Origin of the sequence: Mycobacterium rhizamassiliense (assembly GCF_900157375.1) — a bacterium.
In the GTDB taxonomy this organism is placed as follows: domain Bacteria; phylum Actinomycetota; class Actinomycetes; order Mycobacteriales; family Mycobacteriaceae; genus Mycobacterium; species Mycobacterium rhizamassiliense.
In genome coordinates this window covers 1582622-1600958 of sequence record NZ_LT721901.1, presented here as the reverse complement: position 1 = coordinate 1600958, position 18337 = coordinate 1582622, and the positions used below count along the sequence as shown (strand labels likewise).

The window sequence follows — 18337 nt, the reverse complement described above, 5'->3', positions numbered from 1 at the left end:
CGACGACACGGAGGGTCCATGCACGTCTCGATCGACAACGACGCATGCCAGGGGCATGGTCGTTGCTATGCCATGGCTCCTGAGGTCTACACAGCCGACGACGAGGGTTGTGGCGAGGTCATCGACGCTGAGGTCGGCGAGGATCTCGTTCAACAGGCTAGGGTGGGCGCCCTGAACTGCCCCGAGTCGGCGATCACGCTCAGCTGATCACCTAAGCGCCAGTTCGTCTTTCGTCAAGCGCCCTGGTCAGATAACCCGTCGAGCGAACCGGAGAACGGTTTCACCCGCGGCACTCAATCCGACTCCCATGGTCTCAAGCTCGTCGCCGGCTGATTGCCGCCGGTCACATGGTGGGTGTGCCGGACCGGTGAAACTCCTCGAGTGCACCCTTGATCCAGGCGAGGTCGCCGGTGTCTTGATGACGGCGGGCGATCACCGGATCGATGCCGTACACCGCTGTCGCATTCATCCCGAGGATCTTCTGCTTGAGTTCAGGGGTCAGCTCGGGATATCCGTACGTTTCTTGCATCCACTCCGGAATCTGGAACGCGCGGAAAGTGTCTACCGCGCCCTGAGTGGGGCCGTACCAGATGCCGTCGGTGCCCCAGAGCACATTGTCGGGCCCGACGGCGTTGAGCAGCTTACCGAGCACATGGGCTGCCTCCAGCGGGCGTTTGATGAGGCAGTACCACGTGGTGCCGAGCTCGGCGTAGATGTTCGAGCCCGGCGCGACGTCGTTGACCCGAATCGATTCGATCAGTCGATTCACACCGATGTGTGCAGTCGCCTCTTCGTACGGACCTTCGCGGGTGTCCTCGGACGGCCGCCCGTCGCCCGGTTCGAAACCGGAGTGGTAAGCGACGAACTTGATGTCGGGATAGCGGTTGGCCGCGATGCCGAAGTCGCGGGGAGAACCAGCGGCCACCTGTCCGCTCAAGCCCTTGTGCGCGCAGACGACACGGACGTTGGTGCGCATCACCTGCTCAAGGAATGCTGTACCGATCTCGTCATCCAAGAACCAGCCATGAATTTTCCCGAAGTCGTTGAAGCTGGTGGCCCCCATCGTGTAGACCTTCCAGCCGACAGGGCCGATCCGCTCCTCGACTTCGGCCATCTGGCCGATCTCACCGTCGACACCGGCATGGATGACCGCATGGTTGAGGAGTCGGCCCTCGGCTCCAAATCGTTCCAGCAGCAGGCGGGTAGCCGCCATCTCCTCGTTGAACAACATGCGCTCTTCGGACAAACCTGGCGGAGAACTCAACACGGCCACAGCCGTCTCGCTCTCGGTGAAGACGCACCGTAAGTACTCAGCGAAGTCGAGCAATTGGTTTTCGCCAAGTCCGCCCCACCAATCGGGACCGTACATCGGATACATCTGCCGGATGAGTTCGCGACTGCTCTCGCATGCCTCACGCTCGGCGATGTAGTGGGTTTGGACGTCGATGATGAGTTCATCGCCGCCCAACGCGTCATCAGCTGCCGCGGAATCAAACGCGGCTTCATCGGGGACGAGGAAAAAATCTTCGTTGTTCGCCTTGTTGACCGCGAGTAAACCTGCCGCGATGCCGCGGCGCGATTCGACGTAGGCCTCGGCGCGGACATTCAGCCGATCAACGGCAGAGTCGCCCGCTTCGGCGGCAATCCGCGCTGCGCGGCGCTCGACGTCATTGAGCGGCGGCGGTATGAACTCGTCGTTGGCGCAGCGGGTGAGAAACCGTGGCAGAGCTGGCGGGGCGGCACTCATTGGCGGGCGAGGGAGCGCGCGCCTGCAGCACTGTCGAGCGCCTTGGTCAGCGTGCCGCCGTAAAAGGCCGGCCCGCGATCTCCCAAGTCGCCAGCCTTCTCGCGGTAATCCTCGAGCGGATTGAGTAGGCCTTCGGCGTGCGGGTAGTCGCTGCCGAACATGATGTTGTCGGCCGAGCGGTCCATCACCTTGTCGGGTCGTTCGTTGGCGAACGACACGAACCGGATGTGCTCATCGAGATATGTCGACGGCTTGTTCGCCAGCGTCACGTTGTGCGCGCCGACGACCTTGTAGTGGACGTCGTAGCCCATGTCGAGCTTGAATCGGAACTCGGGAATCCAACCGACCGAGTATTCGGCGATGACCCAGTTCAACTTCGGATGACGGTCGAACAGACCGTTGGTTACCAAGTCGCAGAGTGCGATCTGGGCCTCGAGACCGTTCATAACAAGGCTTTGCAGCGTCATGTACTGGATGATGTCGCCGTCGTGGTAACCATCGGCGATGGTCCGCTCGGCGAACGCTCCAATGTGGAAGGTGGGAACCAATGCGAGGTCGACCATCTGCGCCCAGACGTGCTCAAAATCGGGGTGCGACAAGCGCTTGCCGTCGATGAGTCCGATCGGCAGGAACACCTGCCTGATACCTGCGGCCGCCATGCCGTTCAGTTGTTCGCTGATCCAGTCGGGTTCAGCCCGCAGGGTCAGGTGACCCGCCGGAAGCAGGCGCCCTGCGCCGACGTTGGAGATTTCGGCCGCCCAGCGGTTCCAGGAACCGATGTTGGCTCGCTCTGACTCGGCGTCGCCCTGTAGGTAGAAACCAAAGTTCAGTCCCCAGTTCGGGAAGATGACCTGTTGGTCGAGGCCCCAACCAGCGAGGGCGTCGCGGCGTGCGACGGGATCCCGGTAGGTCGCCGGCATGTCCTGGTAACGGGTCTGCGCCGGTTCGCCTGCGCGCTGGCGCTGATGGGGACCGCCGTAGGACTCCCACCACTCACCGGGTTGGCTGATGTAGCACTGCAGCAGGCGCTTGTCACGGTGTGTCAACCAGGAAAAGCCCAGTTCATCCTCCTCGATCTCCAACGCCAGGTGTCGCTGCGAGGCAGGCATGTAATCGCGCCACATCCCAGGCTGTTCGAAGATGTGGGAGTCGGCGTCGACAATCTTCGCCATGGAAGTGCCTCCTGTGCTGAGAGTTGCGTTCCGCTCGTTCACGGGCACCGCGTGCGGGCTAGTAGCGGCACCCGCCCGCATTCGGCGAGCGACCCCGGCTCCGCGAGCGGCTCGCTTGACTTCATCATCGTAAGGAAGAATTATAGCAAAATCAATAAATCTCGAACCGCACGCGGATTCGGTGCCGATCGCCCCTACCTGACTTGCGCATTCGGGAGCACCTGTAGCCGGGAGGTCTGACAACGAGATGGCAGTGCATGTTGTCGATTCCATCGATCTGCAACTCGCCCGCGACATCGAGCGCGACCCATTTGAAGCCTTTGACGCCCACATCGACATGGACCCGTTCTGGGCCAAGGAGGGCGATTTCTACGACGGCGGCTTCTGGGTGATCGGAAAGTTCGATCAGTGCCGCGAACTTTTGCAAGACGCTGAGACGTTTCAATCGGAGGTCTTCACCGAGGAGCCGCTGCTGCCCTCATTCGCTCAACCTCCCGAACTTCAGAAGCTTCGCCAGGTGCTCCTGCCACATCTGTCACGTCGGAAGACCGTGGGGGCCGAGGACAGGGTAAGAGAGCTGGCCAACCACTACATCGACGCTTTCGCCGCGGCCGGCTCCTGTGATCTGGTCGCCGATTTCGCGCAGCACTTTCCGATCGCGGTCTTCGCCGAGTTGTACGGCATCGCCAACGACAAACGTGCCGAGTTCCGCCAGTTGGCCGAGAAATATCTGCACAGCGTTGGCGCAGAACGCGACAGCGCGTGGGAGTCGATTCGTGCGATCGTCCGCGGTGAGTTGCAGGAACGACGAGGCAACCCACGCGGCGACCTGTTGTCGGGCATCGCCAACGGCGAGATCGACGGTGCGCCAATCGAGATGGCGATCTGCGTGAACCTGGCCGCGACCGTGTTCTTGGGCGGGCTCGACACCTTGCCCTCGGCTCTGGGTTGGACGTTCCGCTATCTGGCCACACACGAGGATGCGCGTCGCCGTGTCCGCGAGCAACCTGAAACCGTCCCGGCGATGGTCGAGGAATTTCTTCGGCTCTACCCGGTCGTGGCCAAGGAGCGACGCAGGCTCAGCCGCGACGTGGACTTCCATGGCGTGCCCATGAAGGCCGGTGACCGGGTGGTGGCGCTACTGAGTCTGGCCAACCGTGACGAGGTCGAGTTCCCGAACGCGCGTACGGCCGACTTCGATCGAACCGTGAACCGCCACATCACGTTCGGAGTGGGGCCACACCGCTGTCTGGGCTCGCATCTTGCCCGCAGCGAGCTGACAATCGCGCTGCAGGAGTGGCACCGGCGCATCCCCGATTACCGGATCTCCGACCCATCGAAGATTCGCTTTCATGGCGGGATCATCGCGATGAGCACGCTGCCCCTCGAGTGGGCCACCGCCACCTGAAGAGTCAACTGAGGGCGCGGTTTACATCGACGTTGCCCGAGAAAGTCGAGCGAGGAGTCGGGACACGATGACCAGTAGTGACGGCCTATCCGACTTCCGTGCCGAAGTCCGGGCCTGGGCAGAAAACCACATCCCCGTGGGATGGGAATCCAGATTCGGGGTCGCCGTCGATGATGAGTTCCGCACGTTTCAGCGTGATTGGTTACGCACGCTGCGCACCGGCGGCTATGCCGCGCCCCATTGGGCAAAGGAGTGGGGCGGGGGCGGCTACTCCCTCGCCGAGCAGATCGTCATCTTTGAAGAGTTCTCGCGATTGAACGCGCCGCCGCTGCGCAACTACTTCGTTGCCCTCAACCACGCCTACGCAACGCTGATGCACGCAGGCAACGACGAGCAGCGGCAACGGCATCTGCCGGCGATCCTCGACGGCGAGGTGTGGTGTCAGGGGTTCTCCGAGCCTGGTGCCGGGTCTGACCTCGCGGGTCTGCGCACCCGAGCGGTCCGCACAGGTGACGTCTACGTCGTCAACGGTCAAAAGGTGTGGTCGAGTCGTGCGGCATTCGCCGACCGCTGCCTGCTGCTTGCCCGGACCGATCCGAAAGCACCGAAGCGGCGCGGGATCTCGTATTTCCTGCTCGACATGAAATCGCCGGGCGTAGAGGCCCGCCCCATTAGGCAGGCCACCGGAGCGGCTGAGTTCTGCGAAGTGTTCCTCACCGATGTCGAGGTGCCCGTGACCGACTTGGTCGGCGAGGAGAACGACGGTTGGAAGATCGCGCAGAGCACCCTGTCGGCCGAGCGCGGACTTGCACAATTGGAGCTGTCGGAGCGCATGGCCGCAGCTATGTCGATGGTCGAAGCATTAATCCGAGAGCGGCGCAGCGATGGCAGATCGGCGATCGACGACGATTCAGTACGCGAACAGTTCGTGACCCTTCAGACCGAGGTCGTCCTCTTCCGGCGGCTGTGCAAGAAGATGGTCGAGGATCTCGTTCGGCGGGGCGGCACGGGTCCGGAATCGTCGATCGTCAAAGTCTTCTACAGCGAACTGCTGCAACGGATGATGGCGTTCGGCGTGTCGCTGGCCGGCCTCGACACCCATCGGCTCACCTTCAAACCGGTGTCCGCCGGATATGAGTCAGGGCGCTGGATGCTCGACTACATCGACTCTTTCGGTTGGGTTATCGCGGGCGGTACCAACGAGATTCAGCGCTCTCTGATCGGTGAGAGGGTTTTGGGTCTACCGCGAGAGCCGGTGCCCACATGAGATCTCGATCCATGACGAGGAGGCGTTTGGATGACCGTCGTTGATACCTCGGAGCAGGATCTTCGAGAAGAATTACGCACGGCCGCACGCGAGATGCTCGGCGCCAACTCGGCGCCAGCACAGGTTCGAGCGCTGGCAGAGACCACGAGCGGTTTCGATGACACGCTGTGGCGGCAGTTCGCCAGGCTGGGATGGCTCGGGATTGAAGTCAGCGAGGACCTCGGTGGTGCAGGTGGACGCTTCGGTGACTTGGCAGTGGTCCTGATCGAGCTGGGCCGACGTCTGAGCAGCAACGGTTTGATGGCAACCGCGGCACTTGCTGCCGGCCCGCTGCTCGGTGCTGAACGGGAAAGCGCCGCCGCGCAGTGGTTGCGCCGGCTACCCGACGGCGACGTCCGTGCGGCGGCAGTTGTCAGTGTCACCAGATCGGATCAGCTGCGGGCCAAGCGCGACGGTGACCGTTGGCTGATATCGGGGGCGGCGTCCTGCGTCGCTGACGTCGCCGGAGCGGAGGTCGTCATCCTTCCGGCAATCGACAGTCGCGGAACGAGCCTGCTGTTCGCTGCTGCCCCAACAACTTCTGGCCTGGTGTGGACGAATGCACCGATGCTCGACATCACCAGGAGATTCGCAGACCTTGAGGTTAGTGGGCTGGCGTTAGGCGACGGCGAGCTCATTGCCGCAGGGCCTGCAGCAGAAGATCTGACTGCCGACCTGTTCAACCGGGCGGCCTTGGCCGTCGCGTGCGATGCGTTCGGGGTCGCGGAACAGGCATTGGAGATGACCGTCGGCTATGTGAAGGAGCGTGTCCAATTCGACCGCCCAATCGGATCATTTCAGGCGGTCAAGCATCGCTGCGCTGACATGTTCATCGCAGTGGAGACCGCGCGCGCTGCGTTGGACGAGGCGATCGACAGCTATGACGCAGCGCCCGCCGACGCAGCCGTGGCGGTCTCGCGCGCGAAGGCCTACTGCTGCGACGCCGCGGCTCAAGTCACTGAGGACGCGGTGGAGATGCACGGCGGAATCGGGTTTACCTGGGAACACGACATCCACCTTTACGTCAAGCGCGCGCGGCTCGATCAAGCGCTGTTCGGCGATTCGCGCTGGCATCGCCGCCGCGTCGCCGCGCTGACATTGGGCTGAACGCATCAGCACCGAACGTGTCGGGTTGGCCTGCAACTCGATTGGGCAATTTTAAGGAGAGCACCAGTGAAACTTGACCAGCTGAAGTTTCTGTCGACAGAGATCGACGGCGCGGTCGCGGTTGTCACCATGAATAGGCCTCCGGTAAACGCCGTGAACGGGGATATGTACCGCGAGATCCGCGATTTCTTCAGCGATTTCGTCCTCAACCTACCGGGCATCCGAATCGTGGTGCTGACTGGTCATGGCCGTCACTTCTGCGCGGGAAATGATCTGGGCGAGTTCGTCGAGATGACTCCGGAAAACGCCCCGGGCCGGATGAAGACTGTGCGGGAGGCGTTTTGGGCGATCTACGACTGCCCGGTACCGGTGATAGCCGCGGTCAACGGATCAGCGCTCGGCACCGGGCTGGCGATCGCCGCATCGTGCGACTTCACTGTCTGCGGTCTCAGCGCCCAGATGGGATGCCCTGAGGTGTCCATTGGTGTCATGGGTGCAGCCAAGCACCTTTCCCGGTTACTGCCCCAACCCTTGGTGCGTTATCTCTATTTCAATGCCGAGCCGATCGCCGCTGCAGATCTGGAACGCTTCGGCGCTGTCTTGAAAGTCGTGCCAGATGAGGATCTGCTGACCGAGGCCATGTCCATCGCCCACAAGATCGCTCGGCACAGCCCAGCGGCGCTTCGCACCGCCAAGGAGAGCATGAACACCATCGAATTTATGGACCTCAAATCCGGCTACGAGTTCGAGCAACGCCTGACCGGCCAGTTGTCGGGCCATCCCGATGCACGGGAGGCGTTACTGGCTCGTACCGAAAAGCGCGACCCCGTATTCGGACGATGACCCAGCCATCAGTGGAACTTCACGCGACCGACGCAGACGTCCTCTACCGGACCGATGGTCACCTCGCGTACATCACCCTGAACAGGCCCGACCGTGGCAACGCGTTCAGCCCTGAGATGAAGCGGCTACTCGAGGCCGCCTGGACAGAAGTCAAGCGTGACAAGCAGATCCGTTGTGTCATCGTGACCGGGGCCGGCGACCGACACTTCTGTACAGGCGCCGACGTCGATCGGGTGGCGTCGGCCGGACATGTTGCCGCAGGCAACGGCCCGATGAGTGAGGAGATCCGCGTCTCGCCGCACCAGAATCGGGTGTGGAAACCGGTCATCGCCGCGGTCAATGGGCTCGTCAACGGGGGCGGCTTGCACTTCGTCGTCGACGCAGACATCATCGTCGCCGCCGAGCACGCGGTGTTTATGGACACCCACACTTCGGTCGGCATGGTGGGCGCTGTCGAAAACATCGGATTGGCCAAGCGCCTCCCGCTCGGACAGGCATTGCGGATGACTCTGCAGGGGCGCAACTACCGGCTATCGGCCCGGCGCGCTTACGAACTCGGCATGGTCGACGAGGTCGTGGCGGCCGGCGCACTCATGTCCACCGCGGAATCGATCGCTCATGACATCGCTTCCAACTCACCGGAAGCGGTCTCGCTGTCCAAGCAGGCCATCTGGGGAGCGCTGGAAACGGGATACCGCGATGCGCAGGAGTACGGCTGGGCGTTGCTGCGAATGCACTGGGCCCACCCCGACAGCGCCGAAGGTCCGCGCGCATTGGCTGACAAGCGTCCACCCAACTGGCAGACGTGACCGTTCACCTCATCACGGCGGAAAGGCCTCCATCAATGCGGAGTCACGCGAAAGCGGTTGTTACGGTGTCCGATTCCGTGCCCGTCTGTCCGTCTGTGGGCAGCTGACCATGCTCACTGCGACAGCAGACGGCCTGTTGCCGAGCATGGCGACCCTGTGCTGGTCCCGGCGGGACAGTGACCACCCCGCCATCATCGAGGACGGAGGCCGCACGTGGACGTGGAGAATGCTGGCACATGCGGCCGCCCAGACGGCCCGCACGTTGGACGGCACCGCGTCGCGACCCGTAGCCTTCAGCGCGCCCAACGGCGGGGCATTCGCTGCCATCATGATGGGCATCTGGCTGGCGGGCGCGGTCCCGGCGCCGGTGTCGCCTCGCCTACCCCGTGCCGAGCGGCAGCGGGTGCTTGCCAGCATCGACCCTGTACGCGCGATCGTCACTGCCGGCCTGGACTTCGAAGCCGACGTGGTCGTCGATGTCGACGACCTTGCGGTCGCCCGCCTCGACAACGGCTCAATGCCGCCACTGCCGCGCGCGGATCCGCAGGCGCCCGGCATCGTCATCTGCACCTCCGGCACGACCGGTACCCCCAAGCCTGTGGTGCACACCCTGCGCGGTATCTGGGGACTGATCGACGGCGTTGCACGCAAACCCGTCGACCCCGACCAACCGAGGCCGGCCTCCGGCGCAGGTCCGCTGCGTGTCGACTCCCGCCCGATGAACCACACTGGAGCCATTTACGGCCTGATCTCGACATTGTGGCGAGGGCGGCCGCTCGTGGTCATGCAGCGGTTCGAGCCCGTCCGCTACGCCGAACTCGTACGGCTATACGACATCGAGACGCTCAACCTGGTGCCCACCATGATCCGCATGTTGCTCGACGCTGCAGAGGAGGTCGGCACACTTGGGCCGCCGGCCAAGGTCGCCACCAGTGGTACCGCCCCTCTGCCGGATTCCTGGCGTGAAGAATTCGAGGCCAGATTCGGCGTCCCTGTCCAGCGCAATTACGGCTCCACCGAGGTCAGCACGGTCGCCGTCGAACCGCTCGACGACGCGTTGTCCGGAAACCGCCGCCTCGCCGCGGCGGGCAAGATCAGCCCTGGGGTACAGGTCGAGATCCGCAACGACGACAACCGGCCGATGCCGGTGGGCGATACGGGCAGCATCTGGGTGCGCAGTGACACGTTGCGTCCCAAGGTAATCGGCCAGGGGGCGGTAACCGAACAGGACGGTTGGATCGACACCGGTGACGTCGGTCGCGTCGATGCCGATGACTACATCTACATCACGGGCCGCAAGCGCGAACTCATCATCCGAGGCGGACTGAAGATAGTGCCTAACGAGATCGAGACGGCATTGCTGCTTCACTCCGCGGTCACCGAGGCGGCCGTCGCCGGTGTGCCCGACGAACGCCTTGGAGAAGTTCCGGCAGCGTGGGTGCGGTTGAGGGCAGCCGCTACCGAAGACGATTTACGGGAGCACGTTCGTAGCCAACTCGCGTCATACAAAGTCCCCGTATCCGTTTACTTCGTCGACGACTTTCCCCGAACCGAAAGCGGAAAGGTACGCAAGCACGATCTCGTGGCGCGACTACACAATTCTGCAACGGCTGAATCATCATGAACCACAACCGAACGCGAGATGCACCGGATTTCCTGCGCGGCGTGGTGATTGCCGAGTACGGCGACGGCCTGGCAGGAGCTGCTGCCACGGCCACGCTCGCTGCGATGGGCGCCGACGTCACGACCGTGCCCGTTCAGGATTCGTTGCTGCGAAGGCGAGTTCCGGCGCTCAACGCAGACCGACAGCCAGTCTCGGTGCTCAGCGCTGTCCTCGATGCCGACAAGACTGTGTCGCACGAATCAGCGCCGGCCCCGATGGTCACCGTCGTCGACCGCTGTGAGGGCACGGGTCCGTTGTCCGACATGCCCGTCGACGACTATCTCGATCACGTCGATAGGGAAAACGGCGCTGTCTGGGTGACAGTGAGCCCGTACGGGTTGACCGGGCCACGGCGGCGGTGGCGGGGGACCGAACTGACGATCGCCGCTGCCGGAGGACTGCTGTCAGCCGTCACCGATGGTCGCAGTGGCTGGCCGATCAAACTGGCAGGCAACCAAGCGTTGCTGTCCGCCGGGCAGGTGGCCGCTCTGGCTACATGTCACGGAATCGACGAGCACACGCGTACCGGCAACCCCGTCCACATCGACGTTTCCGCGCAGGAGGCGGTGGTCGTCACCGGCCCGTTGCTGCGGGTAAGCAACCTCCTGCTGAACAGTGCCGGTGAAACCGGAGCACGGCGGTATGGGGCGCCCGCGGGATACTACCGATGCCGCGACGGGGTGGTGCGCATTTCGGTGATGGAGGACCACCAGTGGGCTGCACTGGTGCGTGCCATTGATGCTCCGGGTTGGACCGATCTTTTCGCCGATGGACAGGCGCGCATCGCTCGCGCCGACGAACTCGACACCAATCTGGCCGCTGAACTTGCCCAGTGGTCGATGACCGACTGCGAGCGCAGGCTCCAACAAGAGGGCGTTCCCATCGCTGCGATGTACAGCGCCGACGACCTGGCGGACTCGCCGCACTTCGCGGCCCGAGGGGCATTACGCGACATCGCCGCCGGCGCAACGTCACTGCGCACCGTCGGGCTTCCGTTCAACGTGGAGAAGAGCGCTTCGCCCACTCGGCAAAAACCTGCCGGCCTGCAGGGTCTGCGCATCACCGAAGCCGCCCATGTGCTGGCCGCCCCGCTGGCGGCCGCGCTATTGGGTGCAATCGGCGCGTCGGTCACCAAGGTCGAGGATCCCGATCGACTCGACATTTACCGAAGGCGTGGTCCGTACATCGACGGAGTCGCCGGACCTGACTACAGCGCGTATTTCGCCGCCATGAACCACTCGAAGAAGAGCATGGCCATACCTATGTCGCGAGACACCGAACGCTTAGCCCGACTGGTGGCTGAGTCGGATGTCGTGTTGGAGAACTTCGGGCAGCGCCGCGCACGCAGGCTGGGCGTTGACGCCGCCACGCTGCTCAGCAACCGACCTGACATGCTGGCAGTCAGCTCATCAGGATTCGGGTATGAGGGTCCGTGGTCGGCTTACCGCGCATACGCCTACAACTTGCACACCGCAGGCGGTTTGGCCTACCTCACCCGTGGCTCCGACAGTCGTGCCGCCGACCTGGACCTGCCGTGGGCCGACCTGATCAGCGGCATTGCCCTCGCGACGGTCATCGCGGCCTGGGCAGTTGGCCCGAACTCCTGCTCCGGCGCCGCCGTTGACTTCTCTATGCTGGATCTCGTCGCGTCACGCTTCAACGAATTTCTAGCCGCCGCACACGCCGACATCGAGGGTGCCGGGCCGGAGGACGCCTCGAATCACATGTGTCCCTTCGCGCCGCACGGCGTCTTCGCGACAGCCACTGAGCGGCAATGGGTCGCGCTCGCCGTGTGGAACGACGAGCAGTGGCGGGCGCTGTGTACGACGCTCGACGATCCGGCTGGGCTGACCGATGAGCGGTTCGCGAGCGCTCGGTCGCGCACGGACAACGAGCCGCAACTGGACCGTGCTCTGCGGGACACTTTGGCTGGTGCCAACGCCGTGAAGCTGATTGCCGCGCTGCAGGATGCGGGGGTTGCTGCAGCGCAGGTGATGGCTCCTGAGGACATCGTGGCCGATCGTCATCTTCGAACGCGAGGCTTCTTCCGACCGGTGACTCATCCGGAGTGGGGGATGCGGCGCCTCGTCGGAGTTCCGTGGCGAATTGTCGGTACGCCGGCGTTCGCTCTCGGCGCGCCCCCCTTGTTGGACCTGCGGTGATGAAGGGAGAGCCGCGTGGCCGCACGTAAAGAACTAACTAGCAGCGTAATTCGGGACGAGACATCGCACGCTCCCGATCTAGCGGAGCGCCGAGACGCCCAGCAGGTGTTTTCCGAGGTGCAGGATCTGCATCTGGGTGGTGCCCTCGGGGATGGTTGCCTCGCGCGCGTCGCGGAAGTACCGCTCAACCGGCGACTCCTCCATTAGGCCCGCGCCACCATGGAGTTGAAGCGCCAATGTCGCAGCGCGGCCCACGGACTCGCCACAGTAGTACTTGGCCATCGAGCACTCGTACCGCCCTTGCTCGCCGGCGTCGAGCGTTCGGGCGGCGTGATAGCCGAGCAACCGGCACGTGGATGTGATGGTGGCGATTTCGGCGACCATCTGCTGGACCAGTTGAAAACCGGCGATCGGCTTGCCGAACTGCTCGCGTTTCCGGCAGAAGTCGACCGACGCCTCCAGGCACGCCTGGGACAGCCCGACGGCTCCCATCGACATACTCAACCGACCGATGTTCACCGCACCCATCGCCAGTCTCAATCCGCCGCCGACCTCGCCGAGCACATTGGCCGCGGGAACACAGACGTCGTCGAAGGTGAGTTCGCAACTGGTGGTCGAGCGCACCGGCATATGAGGTATGTCGTAACAACCGTATGGCGATTCGGCGGAGTCGACGAGGAAGGCAGTGACTCCATGGTCGCTGCCGTCCTCGTCGATCACTCGCGCGAACACCACTCCGAAGTCAGAGCCCAGTGCGTTCGTGATGTAGATCTTGCTGCCATTAAGGACGTAGCTGTCCCCGCGTTTGCGAGCCCGCATCTTCAAAGCTCCAGCGTCCGATCCGGCGTCGGGTTCAGTGAGTCCGAACCACCCGAACCGGGTGCCGTCCAGCATCGGCGTCAGGAATCGCTCCCGTTGCTCGGCGGTGCCTCCGGCGAGTGTGCGAGCGACCATGCCCTGCACATTGACGGTGGTACGCAGCGAGCCCCAGGTGCGGCCCGCTTCCTCCATGAGGATCGCCTGCATCATCGCGCTCAGACCGTCGCCGCCCGCCTCCACCGGGACCCAGCCGCGGACGTATCCGAACGGCGTGAGCTCGCGCAGCAGCTCCCAAGGGAAAGTGCGTGCGCGCTCATGCTCGGCGACCAGCGGGGCCACCCGCTTGTCCATGAACGTGCGCACGGACTGCTGCAGCTGCCGCTCGTCGTCATCGAGGAGGGTTGACATGCGCGCTCCCGTCTCGGTTAAGTTCTGTGGATAGAAACAGGGTTAGCATATAGAACTCATTGGAGGAAGACGAATGCAGCAACCGGTCATCGTCGACGCCGTGCGCACCCCCATCGGACGCCGAAAGGGTTCCCTCGCCGCGGTGCATCCGGTCGACCTGTCGGCGCACGTCCTGAACTCGCTGGTCGCCCGCAACGGGTTGGAGCCTGAGGCGATCGAGGATGTCATCTGGGGCTGCGTCAACCAGATCTCCGACCAGGCCGCGAACGTCGGCAGATGGGCCGTCCTCGCGGCGGGGTGGCCCGAGACCATTCCGGGCACGACGGTCGACCGAGCCTGCGGCTCCAGTCAGCAGGCGGTCCAGTTCGCCTTTGCCGGCGTGGCTGCCGGACACTACGACGTCGTCATCGCCGGCGGCGTCGAATCGATGAGCCGAGTGCCGCTCGGCGCCGCTCGTGCGATGGGCGAGCCGTACGGACCTGCGGTCCGCGCGCGCTACCAACGTGATTCCTTCAGCCAAGGTCTGGGCGCCGAGGAAATCGCTCGCCGTTGGGGACTGAGCCGGCGCCAGCTCGACGAATTCTCACTGCGCTCCCACCAACTCTCTATCGCGGCCACGGCGGCGGGCGCGTTCGACGACCAGTTAATTCCCTATTCCGACGGGGAATCGACCTTGCGCCACGACGAGGGGGTCCGCCCGGATACCTCGCTGGAGGTACTTGGTGGATTGCGTTCTGCCTTCACCGACGACGGTGTGGTCACTGCCGGGAATGCTTCGCAGATCTCGGACGGATCGGCGGCCCTGTTGATCATGTCGGAAGAGGCTGCTAGGCGGCACGGCCGAACGCCGTTGGCGCGGTATCACAGCGGGGCCGTTGTCGGTGACGATCCGGTGGTGATGCTTACAGCGCCGATTCCCGCGACGCACCGTGTACTCAAGCGTGCCGGGCTGGGCATCGATGACATCGATGCCTTCGAGGTGAACGAGGCGTTCGCCGCGGTTCCGCTGGCATGGCAGGTCGAGACCAAGGCCGAGTTCGACCGGCTCAATCCACTCGGCGGTGCCATCGGCGTCGGGCATCCGCTCGGAGCGTCCGGGGCCATCCTGATGACCAGGCTCGTTCATCACCTTCGCGCCAACGGACTGCGCTACGGACTGCAGACGATGTGTGAGGCCGGCGGTATGGCCAACGCCACGATCATTGAATCCGTTTCCGTATGAGCGATATTCGTCGACGCAAGGAGGCCAGATGAGGTTGCGGGGAGCTACCGTTGTCGTCACGGGCGGCGGATCCGGGCTGGGCGAGGCCACGGCGCGCCGTTTGGCCGACAGTGGGGCGACCGTCTGTGTGATCGACCTTGCTTCCGCCGACGGTGCCAGCCCAGGCCGCGTCGCTTCCTATGCCTGCGCCGACGTGACCGACGAGGTCGCCCTGTCTGAGGCGTTCACATCTTTCGGTGAGAAGTTCGGTCCTATCCGCGGCGTCGTGCACTGCGCAGGCCGCGGCGGCGACCGAGTCCGCATCCTCGACAAGGACGGCAACGCGGCCCCGTTGGAGACGTTCGCCGACGTGATCAAAGTCAACCTGTTCGGCACCTACAACGTTCTGCGGCTAGGGGCGCGTGAGATTGCCCGAGCCGAGCCGATCGACGGCGAGCGTGGAGCGATCGTGCTCACCGCGTCAGTCGCGGCGTTCGACGGCCAGATCGGCCAAACGTCCTACACCGCAAGCAAAGCCGCCGTCCACGGCATCACGTTGGTGGCCGCTCGCGATCTCGGGAGCCGGTTCATCAGGGTCAACACGATCGCACCGGGTGTGTTCGACACTCCCATGCTGAGCCGATTGCGCGCCGACATTCGCGAAGCGCTCGAGTCGTCGGTACCGAATCCGAGCAGGCTCGGGAGTCCCGACGACTACGCCCACATGGCTGCGGCGCTGTTGGAGAACTCCTACGTCAACGGGGAGACTGTGCGGCTCGACGGGGCGATCCGGATGCCACCGCGATGATTCCGGGCCGATTACTCGTGTGGGACACCGAGTTCGTCGCACAGACTGCGCAGGACGCTGCCGCACTCCATAGCCGTCTCGCCGTTGAGCAGACTGGTGAACCCGACCGCGGCCACCACGGTGGAGACGGTGCCGTCGGCGGAAAAGATCGGGGCCGCAACCGTGCTCACGCCGAGTGCGAAGCCTTCCTCGTCCAGGGCCCAGCCCCGGTCGCGGACCAGAGAGAGTTCCCTGCGAAACGCGCTGACGTTGGTGAGACTCTTGGCGGTGTAGGCGTGCAGTCCGTTGCGCAGCGCCTCGTCGACGCGCTTGGAATCGTCGAAAGCCAGAAATGCACGCCCGAACGAGGCGCCTTGGATCGGCAGGGGAGATCCGATGTCGACGGTGATCGTCACACCCGACCTTCGCTCGACTTTGTCGACGATGACGACCCGATCAACGTCGAACCTGCGGTAGAGCACGATCGTGACGTTGAAGGCCTCGGGCAGGTTAGCGACCGCTCGCTTGATCGCGGCGATCTCGTCGTGGGAACTCGATGCCGCAGAGCCCAATCGGACCAGGGTTCGGCCCAGCGAGTACCGGCGGGTCTGTTCGTCGTATCGGAGAACTTCCAGGCTGCTCAAAGTGCGTACAAGGTAGTAGGTCGTGCTCTTGTTGAGCCCGCTGGCCTCGACGAGTTCGGCCAGCGTTCGGGGACCCTCTTCGGCGACCAGATTCACCAAGGTGAACGCGCGCTCGACCGCAGGGACCTGGTACTCCTCGCCGATCGTGGCCGAACGCGCATGCGAACTCGGTGCCATGCGGCTCTCCCCTCTCTACCAGGGACATGCCGGACCCCGGGCCAGTTCGCTCTGTTGAACCGCATTCTATGTCTTGAACCCGATATCTCCTCGCAGCATGTCCACGGAGGGCTCACGTGACCGACCTGTCGGCCGATAAACCGGTGCTCGTCTCCGCCGCCGGCAGCACCATGGTGATCACCATCAACCGCCCGTCTCAGCGCAACGCCGTCGATGCCGACGTGTCGCGTCGGATGGCCGACGCATTCGCCCTACTCGATGAGTCACCCGACTACCGGGTGGCGGTGCTGCACGGGGCAGGCACCAACTTCTCCGCGGGCATGGATATAAAAGCCTTCGCCAGAGGTGAGCGCGCCTACGTATCCGGACGTGGATTTGCGGGCTTAGTGGAGGCGCCCCCGGCTAAACCGTTGATCGCGGCAGTCGAGGGCTGGGCATTGGGAGGTGGCTTCGAGATCGTCCTCGCGTGCGACCTCGTGGTGGCTGGACACAGTGCACGGTTTGGCCTGCCGGAGGCCAAGCGCGGGCTGGTAGCGCGCGGAGGCGGCGCGTTGCGGTTGGCCACCAGGATTCCGAAGGCCCTGGCGCTGGAAATGCTGATGACCGGCGAGCCCATTGATGCCGCCCGGGCGGCTGATCTCGGATTGATCAACCGTGTGGTGGCCGACGGCGAAGCGCTCGCCGGGGCACACGAACTTGCGAGCGCAATCGGCAAGTGCGCACCGCTGGCAGTTACAGCTGCTAAGCGCGTTGTCGTCGAATCGCCGCAGTGGCCGGTCGCGGATGCTTTCACCAGGCAGAGTGAGATCCTCGACCCCGTGTTTGCATCCGAGGATGCTCAAGAGGGTGCGCGCGCCTTCCGGGACAAACGGGAGCCGGTGTGGCAGGGGAGATGACGGACGCGAGATCCGTTGCGGCACAACAGCAGGCCCTCGAAGGCATCCGGATCGTCTGGTTGTCCGCGCCCGGCCCCATACCGCTCGCGGCGATGCTGCTGAGCGACTTCGGCGCCGACGTCATTCGCATCGATCGGCCGGATGGGGCTCCGGAAGTCAGCGGGCTGGGCTCTGCCGACGACCCCAGGACGCGAGGCCAGCGCACGATCGGGATCGACCTGAAGAACCCCCGCGGATGTGACGTCGCGCGCCGACTGCTCGCGTCCGCCGACGTATTCATCGAGGGTATGCGCCCAGGCGCGGCCGAGCGCCTCGCGCTCGGGCCAGACGACCTTCGGGGTCTGAACCCGAAGCTCATCTATGCACGGATGACAGGCTGGGGTCAGAGCGGGGCGAACGCGTCATTAGCGGGCCACGACATCAATTACATCGCGGCGGCGGGCGCGCTCCATCCGATCGGCCCGGCATCCGAACCGCCGGCGGTACCGCTGAACCTGGTGGGTGACTTCGGCGGGGGGTCAATGTATTTGGTGGCGGCGATCCTGGCCGCACTCATCCAACGCAGCACCACCGAAAGAGGTCAGGTCATCGACTGCGCGATGGTCGATGGCGCGGCGTCGTTGACCACGCTGTTCCACGGGATGATGGCGGCTGGGATCTGGTCGCAGAACCGCGAAGACAACTTGTTCGACGGCGCCGCTCCGTTTTATCGCACCTATCGCACCGCCGACGATCGCTTCGTCGCCGTCGGGGCACTGGAGCCGAAGTTTTACGCCGCCTTATTGGCCGGGCTGGGTTTGGAGTCCACCGACTGGCCTCAGCACGACAGATCACGTTGGCCGGCCCAACGAGCGCAGTTCGCCGCCGTGTTCGGCAGCCGCGACCGCGACCACTGGGAGTCCGTCTTCGGCAGCACCGACGCCTGCGTGACGCCGGTGCTCAGTCTGCGAGAGGCGGCCACATCGGACTACCTGCGCGATCGTGGCACGTTCGTCTGCTGGGACGGTGTCACCCAACCGGCCCCGGCACCCCGGTTGAGCGATTCCCCCGCGACCCAGCGGCCCCGCGCGCAGCGCTGCGAGCACACCGACACGGTCCTCACCCAACTCGGATACGCCGCGCGAGAGATTCAGGACCTCCATGCACAGCGCGCGGTGGGGTAGCAGCACCGGAATTGAGTGCGCACGT

General features: G+C 64.3%; 16 protein-coding genes. 12 read left to right on the top strand and 4 right to left on the bottom strand.

What is annotated here, in order from left to right:
• The first annotated feature begins 18 nt into the window (after positions 1–18).
• Positions 19–207 carry a ferredoxin gene (locus MRAB57_RS07790; RefSeq protein ID WP_077087059.1) on the top strand — a complete coding sequence of 63 codons (189 nt, stop codon included), beginning with the start codon at positions 19–21 and terminating at the stop codon, positions 205–207.
• Positions 208–343: 136 nt separating this feature from the next.
• On the opposite strand, the gene MRAB57_RS07785 is transcribed toward MRAB57_RS07790, so the two are convergent.
• Together MRAB57_RS07785 and MRAB57_RS07780 are read right to left on the bottom strand one after the other, a co-directional pair.
• Complete coding sequence (locus tag MRAB57_RS07785) at positions 344–1747, bottom strand: amidohydrolase family protein (RefSeq protein WP_077087058.1); 1404 nt, start codon at positions 1745–1747, stop codon at positions 344–346.
• Positions 1744–2919: an amidohydrolase family protein gene (locus MRAB57_RS07780; RefSeq protein WP_077087057.1), complete on the bottom strand. Its 1176-nt coding sequence runs from the start codon at positions 2917–2919 to the stop codon at positions 1744–1746. Before MRAB57_RS07780 ends, MRAB57_RS07785 begins: the two co-directional genes overlap by 4 nt.
• Positions 2920–3172: 253 nt before the next feature.
• Here MRAB57_RS07780 and MRAB57_RS07775 point away from each other — a divergent pair, with 253 nt between their 5' ends.
• The 7 genes from MRAB57_RS07775 (at position 3173) to MRAB57_RS07745 (ending at position 12217) form a co-directional block, all read left to right on the top strand.
• A complete protein-coding gene (locus MRAB57_RS07775; RefSeq protein WP_157900576.1) occupies positions 3173–4327 on the top strand; it encodes a cytochrome P450 in 1155 nt (384 codons plus the stop codon).
• 67 nt (positions 4328–4394) lie between these two features.
• On the top strand, positions 4395–5594 hold the full coding sequence (locus tag MRAB57_RS07770) for an acyl-CoA dehydrogenase family protein (RefSeq protein WP_077087055.1): 1200 nt from the start codon (positions 4395–4397) through the stop codon (positions 5592–5594).
• 30 nt (positions 5595–5624) lie between these two features.
• Positions 5625–6740 carry an acyl-CoA dehydrogenase family protein gene (locus MRAB57_RS07765; RefSeq protein WP_077087054.1) on the top strand — a complete coding sequence of 372 codons (1116 nt, stop codon included), beginning with the start codon at positions 5625–5627 and terminating at the stop codon, positions 6738–6740.
• A 66-nt stretch (positions 6741–6806) separates the two neighbouring features.
• The gene (locus tag MRAB57_RS07760; protein ID WP_077087053.1) at positions 6807–7583 is read left to right on the top strand and encodes an enoyl-CoA hydratase-related protein; all 777 of its coding nucleotides are present in this window, start codon (positions 6807–6809) and stop codon (positions 7581–7583) included.
• On the top strand, positions 7580–8392 hold the full coding sequence (locus MRAB57_RS07755; protein ID WP_077087052.1) for an enoyl-CoA hydratase/isomerase family protein: 813 nt from the start codon (positions 7580–7582) through the stop codon (positions 8390–8392). Before MRAB57_RS07760 ends, MRAB57_RS07755 begins: the two co-directional genes overlap by 4 nt.
• Positions 8283–10016 (top strand): class I adenylate-forming enzyme family protein, encoded by a 1734-nt coding sequence (locus MRAB57_RS07750; protein ID WP_342743361.1) that lies wholly within the window; start codon positions 8283–8285, stop codon positions 10014–10016. The genes MRAB57_RS07755 and MRAB57_RS07750 overlap by 110 nt, the downstream gene beginning before the upstream one ends.
• Positions 10017–10270: 254 nt before the next feature.
• Entirely contained in the window at positions 10271–12217 is a 1947-nt protein-coding gene (locus MRAB57_RS07745; protein WP_173813916.1) for a CoA transferase, read from the top strand.
• Between the two features lie 78 nt (positions 12218–12295).
• On the opposite strand, the gene MRAB57_RS07740 is transcribed toward MRAB57_RS07745, so the two are convergent.
• Entirely contained in the window at positions 12296–13444 is a 1149-nt protein-coding gene (locus MRAB57_RS07740) for an acyl-CoA dehydrogenase family protein (RefSeq protein ID WP_077087049.1), read from the bottom strand.
• A 73-nt stretch (positions 13445–13517) separates the two neighbouring features.
• Here MRAB57_RS07740 and MRAB57_RS07735 point away from each other — a divergent pair, with 73 nt between their 5' ends.
• Complete coding sequence (locus MRAB57_RS07735) at positions 13518–14666, top strand: thiolase family protein (protein WP_077087048.1); 1149 nt, start codon at positions 13518–13520, stop codon at positions 14664–14666.
• 28 nt (positions 14667–14694) lie between these two features.
• Positions 14695–15453: an SDR family oxidoreductase gene (locus MRAB57_RS07730; RefSeq protein ID WP_077087047.1), complete on the top strand. Its 759-nt coding sequence runs from the start codon at positions 14695–14697 to the stop codon at positions 15451–15453.
• An 11-nt stretch (positions 15454–15464) separates the two neighbouring features.
• Here the strand turns inward: MRAB57_RS07730 and MRAB57_RS07725 are convergent, their stop codons facing one another.
• Positions 15465–16253: an IclR family transcriptional regulator gene (locus tag MRAB57_RS07725; RefSeq protein ID WP_077087046.1), complete on the bottom strand. Its 789-nt coding sequence runs from the start codon at positions 16251–16253 to the stop codon at positions 15465–15467.
• Positions 16254–16423: 170 nt separating this feature from the next.
• Between MRAB57_RS07725 and MRAB57_RS07720 the strand changes: the two genes are divergently transcribed.
• Together MRAB57_RS07720 and MRAB57_RS07715 are read left to right on the top strand one after the other, a co-directional pair.
• The gene (locus MRAB57_RS07720) at positions 16424–17149 is read left to right on the top strand and encodes a crotonase/enoyl-CoA hydratase family protein (protein ID WP_108638065.1); all 726 of its coding nucleotides are present in this window, start codon (positions 16424–16426) and stop codon (positions 17147–17149) included.
• The gene (locus tag MRAB57_RS07715; protein WP_077087045.1) at positions 17146–18312 is read left to right on the top strand and encodes a CaiB/BaiF CoA transferase family protein; all 1167 of its coding nucleotides are present in this window, start codon (positions 17146–17148) and stop codon (positions 18310–18312) included. The genes MRAB57_RS07720 and MRAB57_RS07715 overlap by 4 nt, the downstream gene beginning before the upstream one ends.
• The last annotated feature ends 25 nt before the right edge of the window (positions 18313–18337 follow it).